Annotated in this window: 13 protein-coding genes; 10 read left to right on the top strand and 3 right to left on the bottom strand. The window is 53.4% G+C overall.

What is annotated here, in order from left to right; translation table 11 throughout:
• The first annotated feature begins 169 nt into the window (after positions 1 to 169).
• The 4 genes from igaA to hslO all read left to right on the top strand — a co-directional run bounded on the left by igaA (position 170) and on the right by hslO (position 4351).
• Positions 170 to 2305 (top strand): intracellular growth attenuator protein IgaA, encoded by a 2136-nt coding sequence (igaA, locus tag OGY83_RS14745; protein WP_191213808.1) that lies wholly within the window; start codon positions 170 to 172, stop codon positions 2303 to 2305.
• 62 nt (positions 2306 to 2367) lie between these two features.
• Entirely contained in the window at positions 2368 to 3036 is a 669-nt protein-coding gene (yrfG, locus tag OGY83_RS14740; protein ID WP_003023533.1) for a GMP/IMP nucleotidase, read from the top strand.
• A gap of 10 nt (positions 3037 to 3046) precedes the next feature.
• Positions 3047 to 3448, top strand: a complete 402-nt coding sequence (gene hslR, locus OGY83_RS14735; protein ID WP_016157639.1) for a ribosome-associated heat shock protein Hsp15 — start codon at positions 3047 to 3049, stop codon at positions 3446 to 3448.
• 24 nt (positions 3449 to 3472) lie between these two features.
• The gene (gene hslO / locus OGY83_RS14730; RefSeq protein WP_003023531.1) at positions 3473 to 4351 is read left to right on the top strand and encodes an Hsp33 family molecular chaperone HslO; all 879 of its coding nucleotides are present in this window, start codon (positions 3473 to 3475) and stop codon (positions 4349 to 4351) included.
• 94 nt (positions 4352 to 4445) lie between these two features.
• Here hslO and OGY83_RS14725 read toward each other — a convergent pair whose 3' ends face one another.
• Entirely contained in the window at positions 4446 to 6164 is a 1719-nt protein-coding gene (locus OGY83_RS14725; RefSeq protein WP_286636180.1) for a DUF4153 domain-containing protein, read from the bottom strand.
• Positions 6165 to 6542: 378 nt separating this feature from the next.
• Here OGY83_RS14725 and pckA point away from each other — a divergent pair, with 378 nt between their 5' ends.
• Positions 6543 to 8165, top strand: a complete 1623-nt coding sequence (gene pckA, locus OGY83_RS14720) for a phosphoenolpyruvate carboxykinase (ATP) (protein ID WP_003023529.1) — start codon at positions 6543 to 6545, stop codon at positions 8163 to 8165.
• Positions 8166 to 8239: 74 nt separating this feature from the next.
• Here the strand turns inward: pckA and envZ are convergent, their stop codons facing one another.
• Positions 8240 to 9592: a two-component system sensor histidine kinase EnvZ gene (gene envZ / locus OGY83_RS14715; RefSeq protein WP_003827658.1), complete on the bottom strand. Its 1353-nt coding sequence runs from the start codon at positions 9590 to 9592 to the stop codon at positions 8240 to 8242.
• Positions 9589 to 10308, bottom strand: a complete 720-nt coding sequence (gene ompR / locus OGY83_RS14710) for an osmolarity response regulator transcription factor OmpR (RefSeq protein ID WP_001157751.1) — start codon at positions 10306 to 10308, stop codon at positions 9589 to 9591. Before ompR ends, envZ begins: the two co-directional genes overlap by 4 nt.
• Positions 10309 to 10534: 226 nt before the next feature.
• Between ompR and greB the strand changes: the two genes are divergently transcribed.
• The 5 genes from greB to feoC all read left to right on the top strand — a co-directional run bounded on the left by greB (position 10535) and on the right by feoC (position 16685).
• Positions 10535 to 11008 (top strand): transcription elongation factor GreB, encoded by a 474-nt coding sequence (gene greB / locus OGY83_RS14705; RefSeq protein ID WP_003023524.1) that lies wholly within the window; start codon positions 10535 to 10537, stop codon positions 11006 to 11008.
• A 98-nt stretch (positions 11009 to 11106) separates the two neighbouring features.
• Complete coding sequence (locus OGY83_RS14700; RefSeq protein WP_191228066.1) at positions 11107 to 13440, top strand: Tex family protein; 2334 nt, start codon at positions 11107 to 11109, stop codon at positions 13438 to 13440.
• Positions 13441 to 13872: 432 nt separating this feature from the next.
• A complete protein-coding gene (gene feoA / locus OGY83_RS14695; RefSeq protein WP_003023519.1) occupies positions 13873 to 14100 on the top strand; it encodes a ferrous iron transporter A in 228 nt (75 codons plus the stop codon).
• Between the two features lie 18 nt (positions 14101 to 14118).
• Positions 14119 to 16437, top strand: a complete 2319-nt coding sequence (feoB, locus tag OGY83_RS14690; protein WP_003827652.1) for a Fe(2+) transporter permease subunit FeoB — start codon at positions 14119 to 14121, stop codon at positions 16435 to 16437.
• Between the two features lie 11 nt (positions 16438 to 16448).
• Complete coding sequence (gene feoC, locus OGY83_RS14685) at positions 16449 to 16685, top strand: [Fe-S]-dependent transcriptional repressor FeoC (protein WP_003023516.1); 237 nt, start codon at positions 16449 to 16451, stop codon at positions 16683 to 16685.
• Positions 16686 to 16890 lie beyond the last annotated feature (205 nt).

The following is a 16890-nucleotide window of genomic DNA, read 5'->3' as shown; positions in this document are numbered from 1 at the left end:
TTTGCTGATATTCCATTTTTAGTGATTTTGCTATGATTCGCATTTACTGGGCTGTACTTAAAGATGCTCAAGTTCGACTCCACACTTGCCGATAGCCAACCACAGAATCACGAATATTGAACAGGGTGCGACTGACCACGCCTGACAGACTAAGTAAGATGGGGAAAGCATGAGCACCATTCTGATTTTTTTAGCTGCTTTGCTGGCCTGCTCATTGCTTGCAGGATGGCTACTCAAATCAAAATCCAGGCAGAAAAATTTACCCTTGAGCAGCGTCTTCTCAGACGCCTCGAAACGTAAACTCGCGCCTGAAGAACGCAGTGCAGTCGAAAACTATCTCGAAAGCCTTAGTCAAATTCAGCAAGTACCTGGTCCAACGGGAGCCAGTTCTGCGCCGGTCTCATTAACGTTGAATGCCCAAAGTAATAGCGTCATCGTGCTTACTCGTTCGATTACACGTTACGGCATTACCACCGACGATCCTAACAAATGGCGCTACTATCTTGATTCCGTTGAGGTACATCTTCCCCCTTTCTGGGAACAATACATCAATGACGAAAACAGCGTTGAGATAATCCACACCAATACGATACCGCTGGTTATCTCGTTGAACGGCCATACGCTGCAGGAATATATGCAGGAAGCGCGAGGTTATGCGTTACAGCACACAGCGTCCACCCAGGCGTCAATTCGTGGTGAAGAAAGTGAGCAGATTGAACTGCTGAATATTCGCCAGGAAACCCATGAAGAATATGCGCTCAGCCGCCCTTCGGGATTGCGCGAAGCACTGCTGATAACCGCCTCATTCCTGCTGTTCTTTTTCTGTTTGGTTATCCCGAATACGTTTGTTCCGTGGGCAGTCGGTGGCGCGGTGCTGCTGTTAGCTGCGGGTCTGTGGGGATTGTTCGCCCCGCCGTCCAAAAGCGCCCTGCGGGAAATTCATTGTCTGCGCGGTACACCGCGTCGCTGGGGGTTGTTTGGCGAAAACGATCAGGAGCAAATTAATAATATCTCGCTGGGTATTATTGATCTGATCTACCCACCTCACTGGCAGCCTTACATCGCCCAAGACCTTGGCCAGCAAACGGATATCGATATTTATCTCGATCGCCACGTTGTCCGCCAGGGGCGTTTTTTATCTCTGCACGATGAAGTGAAAAACTTCCCGTTGCAGCACTGGCTGCGCAACGCCGTCATCGCGGGCGGCTCCTTGCTGGTACTGCTGATGCTGCTGTTTTGGATCCCGCTGGATATGCCGATAAAGGTCACGCTTTCCTGGATGAAGGGCGCGCAAACTATCGAAGCCACCAGCGTTAAACAGCTCGAAAACGCGGGCGTTCGCGTGGGTGACACGCTGCACCTGAGCGGCACGGGTATGTGTAACATTCATACCCAAGGGAGCTGGAATGCGCAGCCTGCCACGCCGTTTATGCCTTTCGATTGCTCGCAAATTATCTGGAATGACGCGCGCGCATTGCCGCTACCTGAGTCTGATCTGGTGAATAAGGCTATCGCGCTCACGCAGGCAGTGAGCCGCCAGCTGCATCCCAAACCTGACGATGACTCTCGCGTCAGCGCATCGCTACGCTCGGCAATCCAAAAGTCCGGCATGGTATTACTGGACGATTTTGGTGAGATTGTCCTGAAAACGGCCGATCTGTGTGCAGCCAAAGATGAATGTGTACGCTTAAAAAATGCGCTGGTTAACCTCGGTAACAGTAAAGACTGGGCCGCGCTGGTGAAGCGAGCGAACGCAGGCAAACTGGATGGTGTGAACGTGCTGCTGCGTCCGGTAAGCGCAGAGTCGTTAGATAATCTGGTGAATACCTCTACGGCGCCGTTTATTTCACGCGAGACTGCGCGAGCAGCCCAGGCGCTGAATAGCCCTGCCCCCGGTGGTTTCCTGATTATCAGCGATGAAGGCAGCGATCTGGTCGATCAGCCATGGCCGACGACCTCGCTATATGACTATCCACCCCAGGAACAGTGGAACGCCTTCCAGCGCCTGGCGCAGATGCTGATGCAGACACCGTTTCGCGCGGAGGGGATCGTCACCAATATTTCGACTGACGCCAATGGCACCCAGCACATTGGCCTGCATCGTATTCCGGATCGTTCAGGATTATGGCGCTACCTTGGCACGACGCTGCTGATGTTCTCTATGCTCGGATGCGCTATCTACAACAGCATACAGGCATTCAGACGCTACCAGCGTCACCGCACCCGCATCGCGGAAATTCAGAGCTACTACGAAAGCTGCCTGAATCCAACGCTGATTGACGACCCGGAAAGCCTGATTCGATAACACGCTCGCGCGACAGGATATGCTACCCTGTCGCGCATCATGTTTTCTTCTGGGGAGTTTCCATGCATATCAATATTGCCTGGCAGGATGTCGACACCGTATTACTCGATATGGACGGCACGCTGCTCGACCTGGCATTCGATAATTATTTCTGGCAAAAACTGGTGCCGGAAACCTATGGCGCGAAGCAGGGTATCTCTCCTCAGGAAGCTCAGGACTATATTCGTCAGCAGTATCATGCCGTGCAGCATACGCTAAACTGGTACTGCCTGGATTACTGGAGCGAGTGCCTGGATCTGGATATTTGCGCCATGACAACGGAACAGGGACCGCGCGCCGTTTTGCGTGAAGATACCGTACCGTTTCTTGATGCCTTAAAAGCCAGCGGCAAGCGCCGTATTTTGCTCACCAACGCACATCCGCATAATCTGGCGGTGAAGCTTGAGCATACCGGTCTGGCCTCACACCTTGATTTATTACTTTCCACCCACACATTTGGTTATCCCAAAGAGGATCAGCGGTTATGGCACGCTGTGGCTGAAGAAACGGGAATGAGTGCAGAGAAGACGCTGTTTATTGACGACAGCGAACCCATTCTCGACGCCGCTGCTCTGTACGGTATTCGTTACTGCCTCGGCGTGACCAATCCCGACTCCGGCATCGCCGAAAAACAGTACGCACGCCATCCGTCACTGAATGACTACCGCCGACTGATCCCCTCACTAATGTGAAGGAGACGCCATGAAAGAAAAGCCCTCTGCTGAAGTCAGGCTGGATAAATGGCTGTGGGCTGCACGCTTTTACAAAACGCGTGCGCTAGCCCGCGAAATGGTTGAAGGCGGTAAGGTGCACTATAACGGCCAGCGCAGCAAGCCGAGCAAGATTGTCGAGCTGAACGCCACCCTCACCCTGCGCCAGGGAAATGACGAGCGAACGGTCATTATCAAGGCCATTACCGAGCAGCGTCGCCCGGCCACGGAAGCCGTTACGCTGTACGAAGAAACCGCGGAAAGCGTGGAAAAACGCGAAAAAGTGGCGCTGGCGCGTAAACTTAACGCGTTAACCATGCCGCACCCGGACAGGCGACCGGACAAAAAAGAGCGTCGCGACCTGTTACGATTTAAACATGGCGACAGCGAGTGACTGTCACCTGCAAGAGAGATGATTATGCCGCAACATGACCAATTACATCGTTATCTGTTTGAAAACTTTGCCGTGCGCGGCGAACTGGTGACCGTTTCGGAAACCCTGCAACAGATCCTCGAAAATCATACTTACCCGCAGCCGGTCAAAAACGTGCTGGCTGAGCTACTGGTTGCCACCAGCCTGCTCACCGCCACGCTGAAATTTGCCGGTGATATCACTGTGCAGTTGCAGGGCGATGGTCCGCTGAGCCTGGCCGTCATCAACGGCAACAACAATCAGCAGATGCGCGGCGTGGCCCGCATGCAGGGTGATATTCCTGAAGATGCCGATCTGAAAACGCTGGTGGGCAACGGCTACCTGGTGATCACCATTACCCCGGAAGAAGGCGAGCGCTATCAGGGCGTGGTCGGTCTGGAAGGTGACACGCTGGCAGCGTGTCTGGAAGATTACTTCATGCGTTCCGAACAGCTACCGACACGCCTGTTCATCCGCACTGGCGACGTCGATGGCAAACCCGCTGCTGGCGGAATGCTGCTGCAGGTAATGCCGGCGCAAAACGCACAGGCAGATGATTTCGATCACCTGACAGCCCTGACCGAAACCATTAAGGCCGAAGAGCTGCTGACGCTGCCGGCCAACGAAGTGCTTTGGCGCCTGTACCACGAAGAAGAGGTTACTCTCTACGATCCGCAGGACGTTGAGTTCAAATGCACCTGTTCACGCGAACGCTGCGCAGGCGCACTGAAAACATTGCCGGACGAAGAAGTGGACAGCATTCTGGCGGAAGAAGGCGAAATCGATATGCACTGCGATTACTGCGGTAGCCACTATCTGTTTAACGCCATGGATATTGCTGAGATCCGTAGCAACGCCTCCCCTGCCGATCCACAGGTGCATTAATCACCGTCTTGCCTGATAGGCCTACGGAAAAACAGCCGTAGGCCTGATAAGGCGTTCGCGCCGACATCCAGCAATAACGATGTCGGCAACACACTCACTCGGTGTAATAAGTCATCGGCAGTCTTTTGCCATCAATAGTGATATCCCGCCAGATTCTGGGGGCTGAGCCCAGTTGCTGATTCGCCACCGCCTGCAGCAATTTATCCTTATTGAATCCTTCAGGTAGCCTGGCAACAGCTAACAAATCCCATTTGTTTTTCTGCATGCCGAAGACCAGACTCTCCCCATCGCCAAAGGCATATAACACCTGCTCAGGATGACCATCCGCATTGAGGTCCTGACTCACCAGTACGCACGCATTCTGCTCAGCGCAAGAGATGATGCGATACCCCTGTGTTTTGACAAACGTCCAGAACGCATCGTCTGGCTTCTGGCTCCCCGGAGCAATCACAACCTTCGATACTAACTGTGTTGCGGTTAGCTCTTTAACCGGATCCCGGCTCCCTTGCAGCAGAGAACTCAAGTCGCGTCTGCGCTTACTGTCTTGATTAAACGCCACATCTTTTTGTAATGCTTCCAACGCTGCGCGCCCCGGTTTTCCGCTGTGATCCAACATATACAGGCTGACCTGATCCGGTTTAATTCTCCCGCTGTGATACAGCCCCATATGGCTGTTAACGCTAATACGCCAGGCATCAATAACCGGCGACGACAGCAGAACCAACAGCCCCAACGTCAGCAACGAAACGCCAAGAATGACTGGCCCCTGAAGCTCAAGCGGATTGCGCCCGCGGCGCAAAATGCTGGCCAGATAGCCAAACGACCATACCAGCAGTACCACGACCACCAGCACGCCATACAAACGCTCAGGCGTCCAACCGTACTGCTGTATTCGCACCCACAGTGACCAACCGGCAATCAGCATATAGATGGGCGCGACAATCAGAGAGCATTTGATCAGGTAGCGTAACGCGCCAGGATAGGGTAGCGCCTCTTTTTGCGGTTCACGCACGATAGCCATCAACAGCAACAGGAGCAGCGTCAGCGTTGACATCAACCCGGCCGCAGACACGCGTTGCGAAATAGCCTCCAGCCCGGTGAAGGGTAAGGTCAGTATGAACATCAGCGCCAACAGCGCGACCAGAGGTAACAGACCGGTGGCAATAAACGTCAGTAATTTTTGTACCGCCGTGACCAGACGCGACTGCGTACGAGCCAGTACCACTGCCAGTGCGGTAATCAGGCCAAAGGCTACATAGCCAAACCAGTCGGTATCAAAGAAGAGCGTGCTGAAGAAGGGAATACCGACCAGCTTAAACATCTCGCTCCATAGAAGGAGCACCAGCCAGAACAAACCGTTGGCGAGAAAGACAATCAGCAACGTCAGCGTATTAAGCCACAATTGCCGATAAAAATGCGGGTAACGCGCCTGCTCACGAGAGACATGAAGGGAGTACTGAATCCAGGGCAAAGCAAGCATCGCCATCAGCAGTAAGCGCCAACCATAGAACATAAAAACATCATGTTGCCGCCACTTATCACTGTCCTCGACTTGCCACTTTAGCCAGACGCTCATCGCCAGCACCACAACAAAGATCAGCGCCATCCAGAACCACAGTGAGCGTTGTTTGAAAGAAACAACAGTAAGCAAAAGTGCCGAGGTGATCGCAATCGTCGCAGGCATGCCATAGAACAGCCAGCCGTCGTTATGGGGCACCAGATATGTCATCAGCAGATAGCATAATGTCCCCTGCAACAGGCCGATGAATATCATGCCCCAACGCGTCGTACGTGAAATTTCAGCACTATCCATGTCAGTATCCAGAATGAAGGGAAAAGCTAATTATCGCATCAACTTCACAATTTTGAGCATTAGTAGAGCGATTTCGGACCACGACGACGGGAAGTGAATCGATATTGTTCATGTATAACCAACGTTCATTTCTTGCGTGAATGCGATTACACTCACAAGATTCCCGCCAAAAACACTCTCTATTAACGTTTTAAGAACATTTTCCACAACAAAAAAGGGTTTCCTGCCATAATATCTGCCTCTTTGTGACAGGAGTCGCAGCGCATTCGGTCGCCCGTGATTTTCCCGGATGCGTAAATCTATGAGCCTTGTCGCGGTTAACAATCCCTAAAAAACCTTACTATTCCAGGTAATACATATTGGCTAAGGAGCAGTGAAATGCGTGTGAACAACAGTTTAACCCCGCAAGATCTCAAGGCTTATGGTATCAATGACGTTCAGGATATCGTTTACAATCCAGACTACGACACGCTTTTCCAGGAAGAACTTGATCCAAACCTGGAAGGTTATGAACGTGGCGTGTTAACGAATCTGGGCGCCGTTGCCGTTGATACCGGTATCTTTACCGGACGTTCGCCAAAGGATAAGTACATTGTCCGTGACGACACCACGCGCGACACACTCTGGTGGTCCGACAAAGGTAAAGGTAAGAACGACAACAAACCGCTCTCCCCGGAAACCTGGCAGCATCTGAAAGGATTAGTCACCCAGCAACTTTCCGGCAAGCGCCTGTTTATCATTGATGCTTTCTGCGGCGCTAACGCCGATACCCGTCTTTCCGTGCGCTTCATTACCGAAGTTGCCTGGCAGGCGCATTTTGTCAAAAACATGTTCATCCGCCCAAGCGACGAAGAGCTGGTTGATTTCAAACCTGATTTCATCGTGATGAACGGCGCTAAATGCACCAACCCGCAGTGGAAAGAGCAGGGTCTGAACTCCGAAAACTTTGTGGCTTTCAACCTGACTGAACGTATCCAGTTGATTGGTGGCACCTGGTACGGCGGCGAAATGAAAAAAGGTATGTTCTCCGTGATGAACTACCTGCTGCCGCTGAAAGGCATTGCCTCCATGCACTGCTCGGCAAACGTCGGGGAAAAAGGCGATGTGGCAGTCTTCTTTGGCCTGTCCGGCACCGGTAAAACCACGCTGTCCACCGACCCGAAACGTCGCCTGATTGGCGATGACGAACACGGCTGGGATGACGACGGCGTGTTTAACTTCGAAGGCGGTTGCTACGCGAAGACCATCAAACTGTCTAAAGATGCCGAGCCGGAAATCTACAACGCGATCCGTCGTGACGCGCTGCTGGAAAACGTCACCGTGCGCGAAGATGGTTCCATCGATTTCGATGATGGTTCAAAAACTGAGAACACCCGTGTTTCCTACCCGATTTATCACATCGATAATATCGTGAAGCCAGTGTCCAAAGCGGGTCACGCCACCAAAGTGATCTTCCTGACTGCTGACGCATTTGGCGTACTGCCGCCGGTTTCTCGCCTGACGGCAGACCAAACGCAGTACCACTTCCTGTCTGGCTTCACCGCCAAACTGGCCGGTACCGAACGCGGCGTCACCGAACCGACCCCGACCTTCTCTGCCTGCTTCGGCGCAGCGTTCCTGTCTCTGCACCCTACGCAGTACGCAGAAGTGCTGGTGAAACGTATGCAGGCGGCAGGTGCGCAGGCGTATCTGGTTAACACTGGCTGGAACGGTACCGGCAAGCGTATCTCTATCAAAGATACCCGTGCGATTATCGACGCCATCCTGAACGGTTCGCTGGATGACGCGGAAACGTTCCGTCTGCCGATGTTTGACCTGGCTATCCCGACCGAGCTGCCGGGCGTGGACACTCGCATTCTCGATCCGCGTAATACCTACGCGTCTCCGGAACAGTGGCAGGAAAAAGCCAACGCACTGGCGAAACTGTTTATCGAGAACTTCGAGAAATACACCGACACCCCTGCAGGTGAAGCGCTGGTTAGCGCCGGACCGAAGCTGTAACGAAAAGTGCCGGATGGCGGTTTCGCCTTATCCGGCCTACAGCAACAAAAAGGGAGGCATTTCGCCTCCCTTTGTTATGCGTCTTTCGTATTGCCCGGCGCGCGTGTGAAGGGAACCGGAAGCCATGCACGAATCGACAGCCCACCACGTTCACTGGTACCAATCTCCAGCATCCCGTTATGGTTATCAATAATACGCTGCACAATCGCCAGACCCAGGCCCGTGCCGCTGGTACTGCGCGCGCTGTCGCCACGGACAAACGGCTGGAACAAGTGCTTGCGCTGCTCCGGCTTGATGCCAGGACCATCATCTTCTACCTGAAACCAGGCACGATGTTGCTCCATTCCGCTACTGACCTTAATCCAGCCGTTGCCGTAGCGGGCGGCGTTAACCACCATATTGGCAACCGCACGCTTGATCGACAGCGGGTGCATCTTCACCTGAATGCTGCCCGGCAGCAGTGCAGTTTCGATTTCACGTTCGTAGCCGCTTTCTGCCGCAACCACTTCACCCAGCACCGAGTTCAGATCCGCCATCTCCATTGGCATCTCCTGACCGGTACGCAGGTAATCGATAAACTGCTCGATGATGGCGTTACACTCTTCGATATCCTTATTGATGGACTCCGCAAGATAACCATCCTCTTCGCCCATCATTTCCGTCGCCAGACGAATACGCGTCAGCGGGGTACGTAAATCGTGGCTCACGCCCGCCATTAACAGCGTACGGTCATCGGCCAGCTGCTTCACACCTGCGGCCATATGGTTAAAGGCTCGGGTTACGGAGCGCACCTCTGAGGCGCCATACTCACGCAACGGCGGCGGAATGATACCTTTCCCCACCTGCAACGCCGCATGTTCAAGATCCACCAATGGTCGGTTCTGGATACGGATAAACAGCCACGCCCCACCGATAGCCAGTAGCATAATCGCCAGCGTATAGCGGAACAGCGGTGAGAAATCGCCCTGATGAATTTCCGTAAGCGGCACGCGTACCCAGATATTGGGCGACAGCCAGGTTTTCAGCCACACGACCGGCGAGCTTTTGTTGACCTCAACGCGGACTTCCGTTGGGCCACCCAACTGCTGCGCCATCTGATGGCTTAAGAATTCATAGTGTTGCGCCCAACGCAGTCCGGCTTCTTCAGCGGCCTCGTTGGAATAGAGGGAAATACCCAGCTCACGATAAATTTCCCGGCGGAATGCGGGCGGCACCACCAGTTGCGTACCGTCCTCCAGTTGCAGTTTATCGGTCATCAGCATACGAACTTCGTACGCCAGGACTTTATTAAACTGCTGGAGGCTCGGCAGAATCGCGAAGTTCAGCACAACCAGGTAAGTCGTCACCAGGCTGGCAAACAGCAAGGTGACGATGAGCAATAACGTGCGGGCAAACGAACTTCGTGGCGAGAAGCGCATTCGCCTCATGCTTTAGAACCGTCCGGAACAAAGACGTAGCCCAGACCCCATACGGTCTGAATGTAGCGTGGATGCGCCGGATCTTCTTCCACCATACGACGCAGACGGGAAATCTGAACGTCGATAGAACGTTCCATCGCAGAATATTCACGACCACGGGCGAGGTTCATCAGCTTGTCGCGGGACAGCGGCTCGCGCGGGTGGCTTACCAGCGCTTTCAGTACCGCAAATTCCCCGCTGGTGAGCGGCATCGGCTCATCTTCGCGGAACATTTCACGCGTACCGAGGTTCAGTTTGAACTTACCAAAAGCGATAACCGCTTCTTCCTGAGAAGGTGCGCCCGGCAGTTCATTCGCCTGACGACGCAGGACAGCACGAATACGTGCCAGCAGCTCACGCGGGTTAAACGGTTTCGGGATGTAATCGTCGGCGCCGATTTCCAGCCCTACGATACGGTCAACTTCTTCACCCTTCGCTGTGACCATAATGATCGGCATTGGGTTGCTCTGGCTGCGCAAGCGACGGCAAATAGACAGGCCATCTTCTCCCGGCAGCATTAAATCCAGTACCATCAGGTGGAAGGACTCACGGGTCAGCAGACGATCCATCTGCTCAGCGTTTGCGACGCTTCGAACCTGGAAGCCCTGCTCGGTCAGATAACGCTCCAGAAGCGCACGCAAGCGCATGTCGTCATCGACCACCAGAATCTTATAGTTCTCTTGCATTGTTATTACTCCCAAAGGTTCGCAACAATTTAAGTGTATATTCTTAAGAAAGCTAACGTGACTCACCAGCGAATTCTGGTATGAATTCCAGGCTAAATTGTTACAAAGCATATTAAACAGCAGCTTAAGTATACAATGTTTCTCGCAATACATTATTTATTCTGTTGATATGCTCACGTAATACTAATTGTGCGCATCATCACAGAGTCGAAGGTAAAACAATAAGATGAAAACGCCCCTGATAACCCGTGAAGGGTATGAAAAACTTAAACAAGAGCTGAATTATCTCTGGCGTGAAGAGCGCCCGGAAGTCACCAAAAAAGTTACCTGGGCCGCAAGTCTGGGTGACCGCAGCGAAAATGCCGACTACCAGTATAATAAAAAGCGCCTGCGTGAGATCGACCGTCGCGTCCGTTATTTGACCAAGTGCATGGAGAATCTGAAAATCGTCGACTACTCCCCGCAGCAGGAAGGCAAAGTCTTCTTTGGCGCGTGGGTCGAGATTGAAAATGACGATGGCGACATCCGCAAATTCCGTATTGTTGGCTACGATGAGATCTTCGGTCGTAAAGATTACATCTCAATCGACTCGCCGATGGCGCGGGCGCTGCTGAAAAAAGAGGTCGGCGATCTCGCGGTAGTAAACACTCCAGGTGGCGAAGCCAGCTGGTACGTGAACGAGATTGAATACGTGAAGTGAGACCGGAACAATCCGAAGCCCCGGTAGATGGCTGGCATTTTTGCCAGTCAATCCGTATAACTATCCCCTGATTTTTTATCCTATAGACGAAGCTATCCATGATGAATGATTCTTTCTGCCGCATTATCGCAGGTGAAATTCAGGCTCGTGCTGAACAGGTAGAAGCTGCCGTTCGCCTGCTTGACGAAGGGAACACCGTGCCGTTTATCGCACGATATCGTAAGGAAATCACCGGCGGTCTGGACGATACGCAACTGCGTAATCTGGAAACCCGTCTGGGATATCTGCGTGAACTGGAAGACCGCCGTCAGGCAATCCTGAAATCTATCGGCGAACAAGGCAAACTGACCGACGATCTGGCGAAAGCGATCAACGGCACGTTAAGTAAGACCGAACTCGAAGATCTCTATCTGCCGTACAAACCTAAGCGCCGCACCCGTGGGCAGATCGCCATTGAGGCCGGACTGGAGCCGCTGGCAGACCTGTTGTGGAACGAACCATCCCACGACCCGGAAACGGAAGCCGCAAAATATCTCAACGCCGAAAACGGCGTGGCGGATACCAAAGCCGCCCTCGACGGCGCACGCTACATTCTGATGGAGCGATTCGCAGAAGACGCCGCGCTGCTGGCGAAAGTGCGTGATTATCTGTGGAAAAACGCCCACCTGGTCGCCACCGTGGTAAGCGGTAAAGAAGAGGAAGGCGCTAAGTTCCGCGACTACTTCGATCACCACGAGCCGATTTCTACAGTACCATCCCACCGTGCGCTGGCCATGTTCCGTGGTCGTAACGAAGGCGTATTGCAACTTTCACTGAATGCCGATCCGCAATTCGATGAGCCACCAAAAGAGAGCCACGGCGAGCAGATTATCCAGGATCACCTGGGACTGCGCCTGAACAACGCCCCCGCCGACAGCTGGCGTAAAGGCGTGGTTAGCTGGACCTGGCGCATCAAAGTGCTGATGCACCTTGAAACCGAGCTGATGGGTACCGTGCGCGAACGTGCGGAAGACGAAGCAATTAACGTCTTTGCTCGTAACCTGCATGACCTGCTGATGGCCGCTCCGGCCGGACTGCGCGCCACTATGGGCCTCGATCCTGGTCTGCGTACCGGTGTGAAAGTGGCTGTGGTTGACGGTACCGGTAAGCTGGTCGCGACCGACACCATTTATCCGCATACCGGTCAGGCCGCCAAAGCCGCCGTTGCCGTTGCGGCGCTGTGTGAAAAACACAACGTTGAACTGGTGGCGATTGGTAACGGTACAGCGTCGCGCGAAACCGAGCGTTTCTTCCTCGACGTGCAGAAGCAGTTCCCGCAAGTGACCGCACAGAAAGTGATCGTCAGTGAAGCCGGAGCGTCGGTTTACTCCGCATCCGAACTGGCGGCGCTGGAGTTCCCGGACCTCGACGTATCTCTGCGTGGCGCGGTGTCTATCGCCCGTCGTCTGCAGGATCCGCTGGCTGAGCTGGTGAAAATCGATCCGAAATCTATCGGCGTGGGCCAGTATCAGCACGACGTAAGCCAGACTCAGTTGGCGCGTAAGCTGGATGCGGTGGTGGAAGACTGCGTGAACGCCGTCGGCGTCGATCTGAATACCGCCTCCGTACCGCTGCTGACCCGCGTTGCCGGCCTGACACGCATGATGGCGCAAAATATCGTTGCCTGGCGCGATGAGAACGGTCAATTCCAGAACCGTCAGCAACTGCTAAAAGTCAGCCGTCTGGGGCCTAAAGCCTTTGAACAGTGCGCGGGCTTCCTGCGTATCAACCACGGCGATAACCCGCTGGATGCCTCTACCGTTCACCCGGAAGCTTATCCGGTTGTGGAACGCATTCTGGCCGCTACCGAGCAATCATTGCGTGACCTGATGGGTAACAGCAGCGAACTACGTAATCTGAAAGCCGCTGATTTTACCGACGAACGCTTCGGGGTACCAACCGTCACCGACATCATCAAAGAGCTGGAAAAGCCGGGCCGCGATCCGCGTCCTGAATTTAAAACCGCGCAGTTTGCCGATGGTGTAGAAACCATGAACGATCTGCTGCCGGGAATGATTCTGGAAGGGGCAGTCACCAACGTCACCAACTTCGGCGCGTTTGTTGATATCGGCGTTCATCAGGATGGCCTGGTGCATATCTCTTCGCTGTCGAATAAGTTTGTCGAAGATCCACACACCGTGGTGAAAGCTGGCGACATTGTGAAGGTGAAAGTGCTGGAAGTGGACCTGCAACGTAAGCGTATCGCGCTGACCATGCGTCTGGACGAGCAGCCGGGTGAAACTAATGCGCGTCGCGGCGGCGGGAATAACGATCGCACTCAGGGCAATCGCCCGGCACCAAAAGCGGCGAAACCGCGTGGCCGTGAGGCACAGCCTGCGGGCAACAGCGCGATGATGGATGCGCTGGCGGCGGCAATGGGTAAAAAACGCTAAGTTTAAACCGTGTGCCGGATGGTGGTGTAAACGCCCTGTCCGGCCTGTCATACACAATTAATTTGTAGGCCGGATAAGACGCATAAGCGTCGCCATCCGGCATATTTAATCTATTTTCCGCTTTGCACCACAATATATTTATCACTTCATTAACAGATGAAACCTTAATTAAACATTAAGATCCCCAATAATTACTTCCACAAATCCTTCGTTCCCAACCAGAATAAATATTGAGGAATATCAAAATTGGCTCAAATTATTATCCAATTGTACATTCCGTCACATTTATTCTATTGATGATAGAAACCATTCTCATTATCATTGATTTGTTGATTATTTACTCTTTCCTTACGTTGGCTAATCATCTGGTCTCATGCCGCCCTGTCGCCCCATGAGGTAATCATCCAGTTAGCGAGATATAAGTAGGTCCCTATGCAATTCACTCCTGACAGTGCGTGGAAAATTACCGGTTTTGCTCGTGAAATCAGCCCGGCTTATCGTCAGAAACTGTTGTCACTTGGCATGCTACCCGGCTCCTCCTTCAACGTGGTACGCGTCGCCCCGCTCGGCGATCCTATCCATATCGAAACGCGTCGCGTAAGTCTGGTATTGCGTAAGAAGGATTTGGCGTTATTAGAAGTGGAAGCGGTTTCCTGTTAATACAGTGAGTCTATAAAAATGAAAAAACTAACCATTGGTTTAATTGGTAATCCTAATTCCGGCAAGACAACTTTATTCAACCAGCTCACCGGCGCGCGCCAGCGTGTAGGCAACTGGGCTGGCGTTACCGTTGAGCGTAAAGAAGGCCATTTCGCCACGACGGACCATCAGGTCACGCTGGTCGATTTACCCGGCACCTATTCTCTGACGACAATCTCATCCCAAACCTCTCTCGATGAGCAGATCGCCTGCCACTATATTTTAAGCGGCGACGCGGATCTGTTGATCAACGTGGTCGATGCTTCAAACCTTGAACGCAACCTCTACCTGACGTTGCAACTGCTTGAGCTGGGTATTCCCTGCATCGTCGCACTGAACATGCTGGATATTGCTGAGAAACAGCAAATCCGTATCGATATCGACGCCCTCTCCGCTCGTCTTGGCTGCCCGGTGGTTCCGCTGGTCTCCACCCGCGCCCGCGGCATTGAAGCACTGAAGCTGGCGATCGATCGCTACAAAGAAAACGACACCGTCGAGCTGGTCCATTATGCCCAGCCGCTGCTGCAAGAAGCTGATTCCCTCGCCGACGCGATGGCCAAAGATATGCCGCTGAAACAGCGCCGCTGGCTGGGCCTGCAGATGCTGGAAGGCGATATCTACAGCCGTGCTTACGCCGGTGATGCAGCACAAAACCTTGATGCCGCGGTCGCTCGCCTGAGCGAGACAATGGACGACCCGGCGCTACATATTGCCGATGCACGTTACCAGTGCATTGCCGCTATCTGCGATACCGTCAGTAATACCCTGACGGCAGAACCAAGCCGTTTCACCACCGCAGTAGATAAAATTATCCTCAACCGCTTCCTCGGTCTGCCGATTTTCCTGTTCGTGATGTACCTGATGTTCCTGCTCGCCATCAACATTGGCGGCGCGCTGCAGCCGTTGTTTGATGTTGGCTCTGTTGCGCTCTTTATCCATGGAATTCAGTGGATTGGCTATACGCTACATTTCCCGGACTGGCTGACTATTTTCCTGGCCCAGGGCCTTGGCGGCGGGATTAACACCGTGCTGCCGCTGGTACCGCAAATCGGCATGATGTACCTGTTCCTCTCTTTCCTTGAAGACTCCGGCTACATGGCGCGCGCCGCATTTGTGATGGACCGTCTAATGCAGGCGCTGGGACTGCCGGGCAAATCATTTGTCCCGCTGATCGTCGGCTTTGGCTGTAACGTACCGTCAGTGATGGGCGCACGTACACTCGACGCCCCGCGTGAGCGTCTGATGACCATCATGATGGCACCGTTTATGTCCTGTGGCGCACGTCTGGCGATTTTCGCCGTCTTTGCCGCCGCGTTCTTTGGTCAGAACGGCGCACTGGCGGTCTTCTCACTGTACGTACTGGGTATTGTTATGGCGGTGTTGACCGGCCTGATGCTCAAACACACCATCATGCGTGGCGAAGCAACGCCGTTCGTGATGGAGCTGCCGGTATACCACGTACCGCACATTAAGAGTCTGATCATTCAAACCTGGCAACGTCTGAAAGGCTTCGTTCTGCGTGCAGGTAAAGTCATCATCATCGTCAGCATTTTCCTCAGCGCGTTTAACAGCTTCTCGCTGAGCGGAAAAATCGTCGACAACATCAACGACTCTGCTCTGGCTTCCGTTAGCCGCGTCATTACCCCAGTCTTCAAGCCGATTGGCGTTCACGAAGATAACTGGCAGGCAACCGTAGGTCTGTTCACCGGCGCGATGGCGAAAGAAGTGGTTGTCGGTACGCTGAACACGCTCTATACCGCAGAAAACATTCAGGAAGAAGAGTTCAACCCGGCAGATTTCCACCTCGGTGACGAGCTTCTCGGTGCGGTAGATGAAACCTGGCAAAGCCTGAAAGACACCTTCAGCCTGAGCGTGCTGGCTAACCCTATCGAAGCCAGCAAGGGCGATGGTGAAATGGCTACCGGCGCAATGGGCGTGATGGGCGAAAAATTTGGCAGCGCCGCCGCCGCGTACAGCTACCTGATTTTTGTTCTGCTGTATGTACCGTGCATTTCCGTGATGGGCGCTATCGCACGTGAATCCAGCCGTGGCTGGATGAGCTTCTCAATTCTGTGGGGCCTGAATATCGCCTACTCTCTGTCGACACTGTTTTATCAGACTGTCAGCTACAAAGAGCACCCGACCTATAGCCTGGTGTGCATTTTAGCAGTCATCCTGTTTAACATCGTGTTGCTGGGCCTGCTGCGTCGAGCTCGCAGCCGCGTGGACCTTGCATTGCTGGCAACCAACAGAACGGCGAGTTCCTGCTGTTCCAGCACGACTGGCGATTGCCACTAAGGTTATCGACAATGGCATCACTTATTCAGGTTCGTGATTTATTGGCTTTGCGGGGGCGCATGGAGGCGACACAAATTAGCCACACGCTGCATACCCCGCAGCCCATGATTGACGCCATGCTGAATCAGTTAGAAAAGATGGGCAAAGCGGTGCGGATTCAGGAAGATGCCGACGGGTGTCTTTCCGGAAGCTGCAAAAGTTGCCCGGAAGGTAAAGCCTGCCTGCGCGAGTGGTGGGCTTTACGCTAATCAGATGCTCTTTGCCGGATGGCGCTACGCTTATCCTGCCTACACAAAGCCCCAGCCCCCGAGCCGGATAACGCGTTTACGCTGATATCCGGCTTTTTTGCGTAATGGATTCCACTAAGAGATCTCTGTTTCAGCAAAAAAGATCTATCCTCCAGCCAGCCACGCATCGTTATTAATTCGTGGATGATTACTGGTGACCTGGGAA

Source organism: Citrobacter sp. Cpo090, assembly GCF_030332665.1.
Taxonomy (GTDB): domain Bacteria; phylum Pseudomonadota; class Gammaproteobacteria; order Enterobacterales; family Enterobacteriaceae; genus Citrobacter; species Citrobacter portucalensis.
The sequence above is the reverse complement of the archived record's forward strand: the minus strand, read 5'-3'. Positions and strand labels throughout refer to the sequence as shown.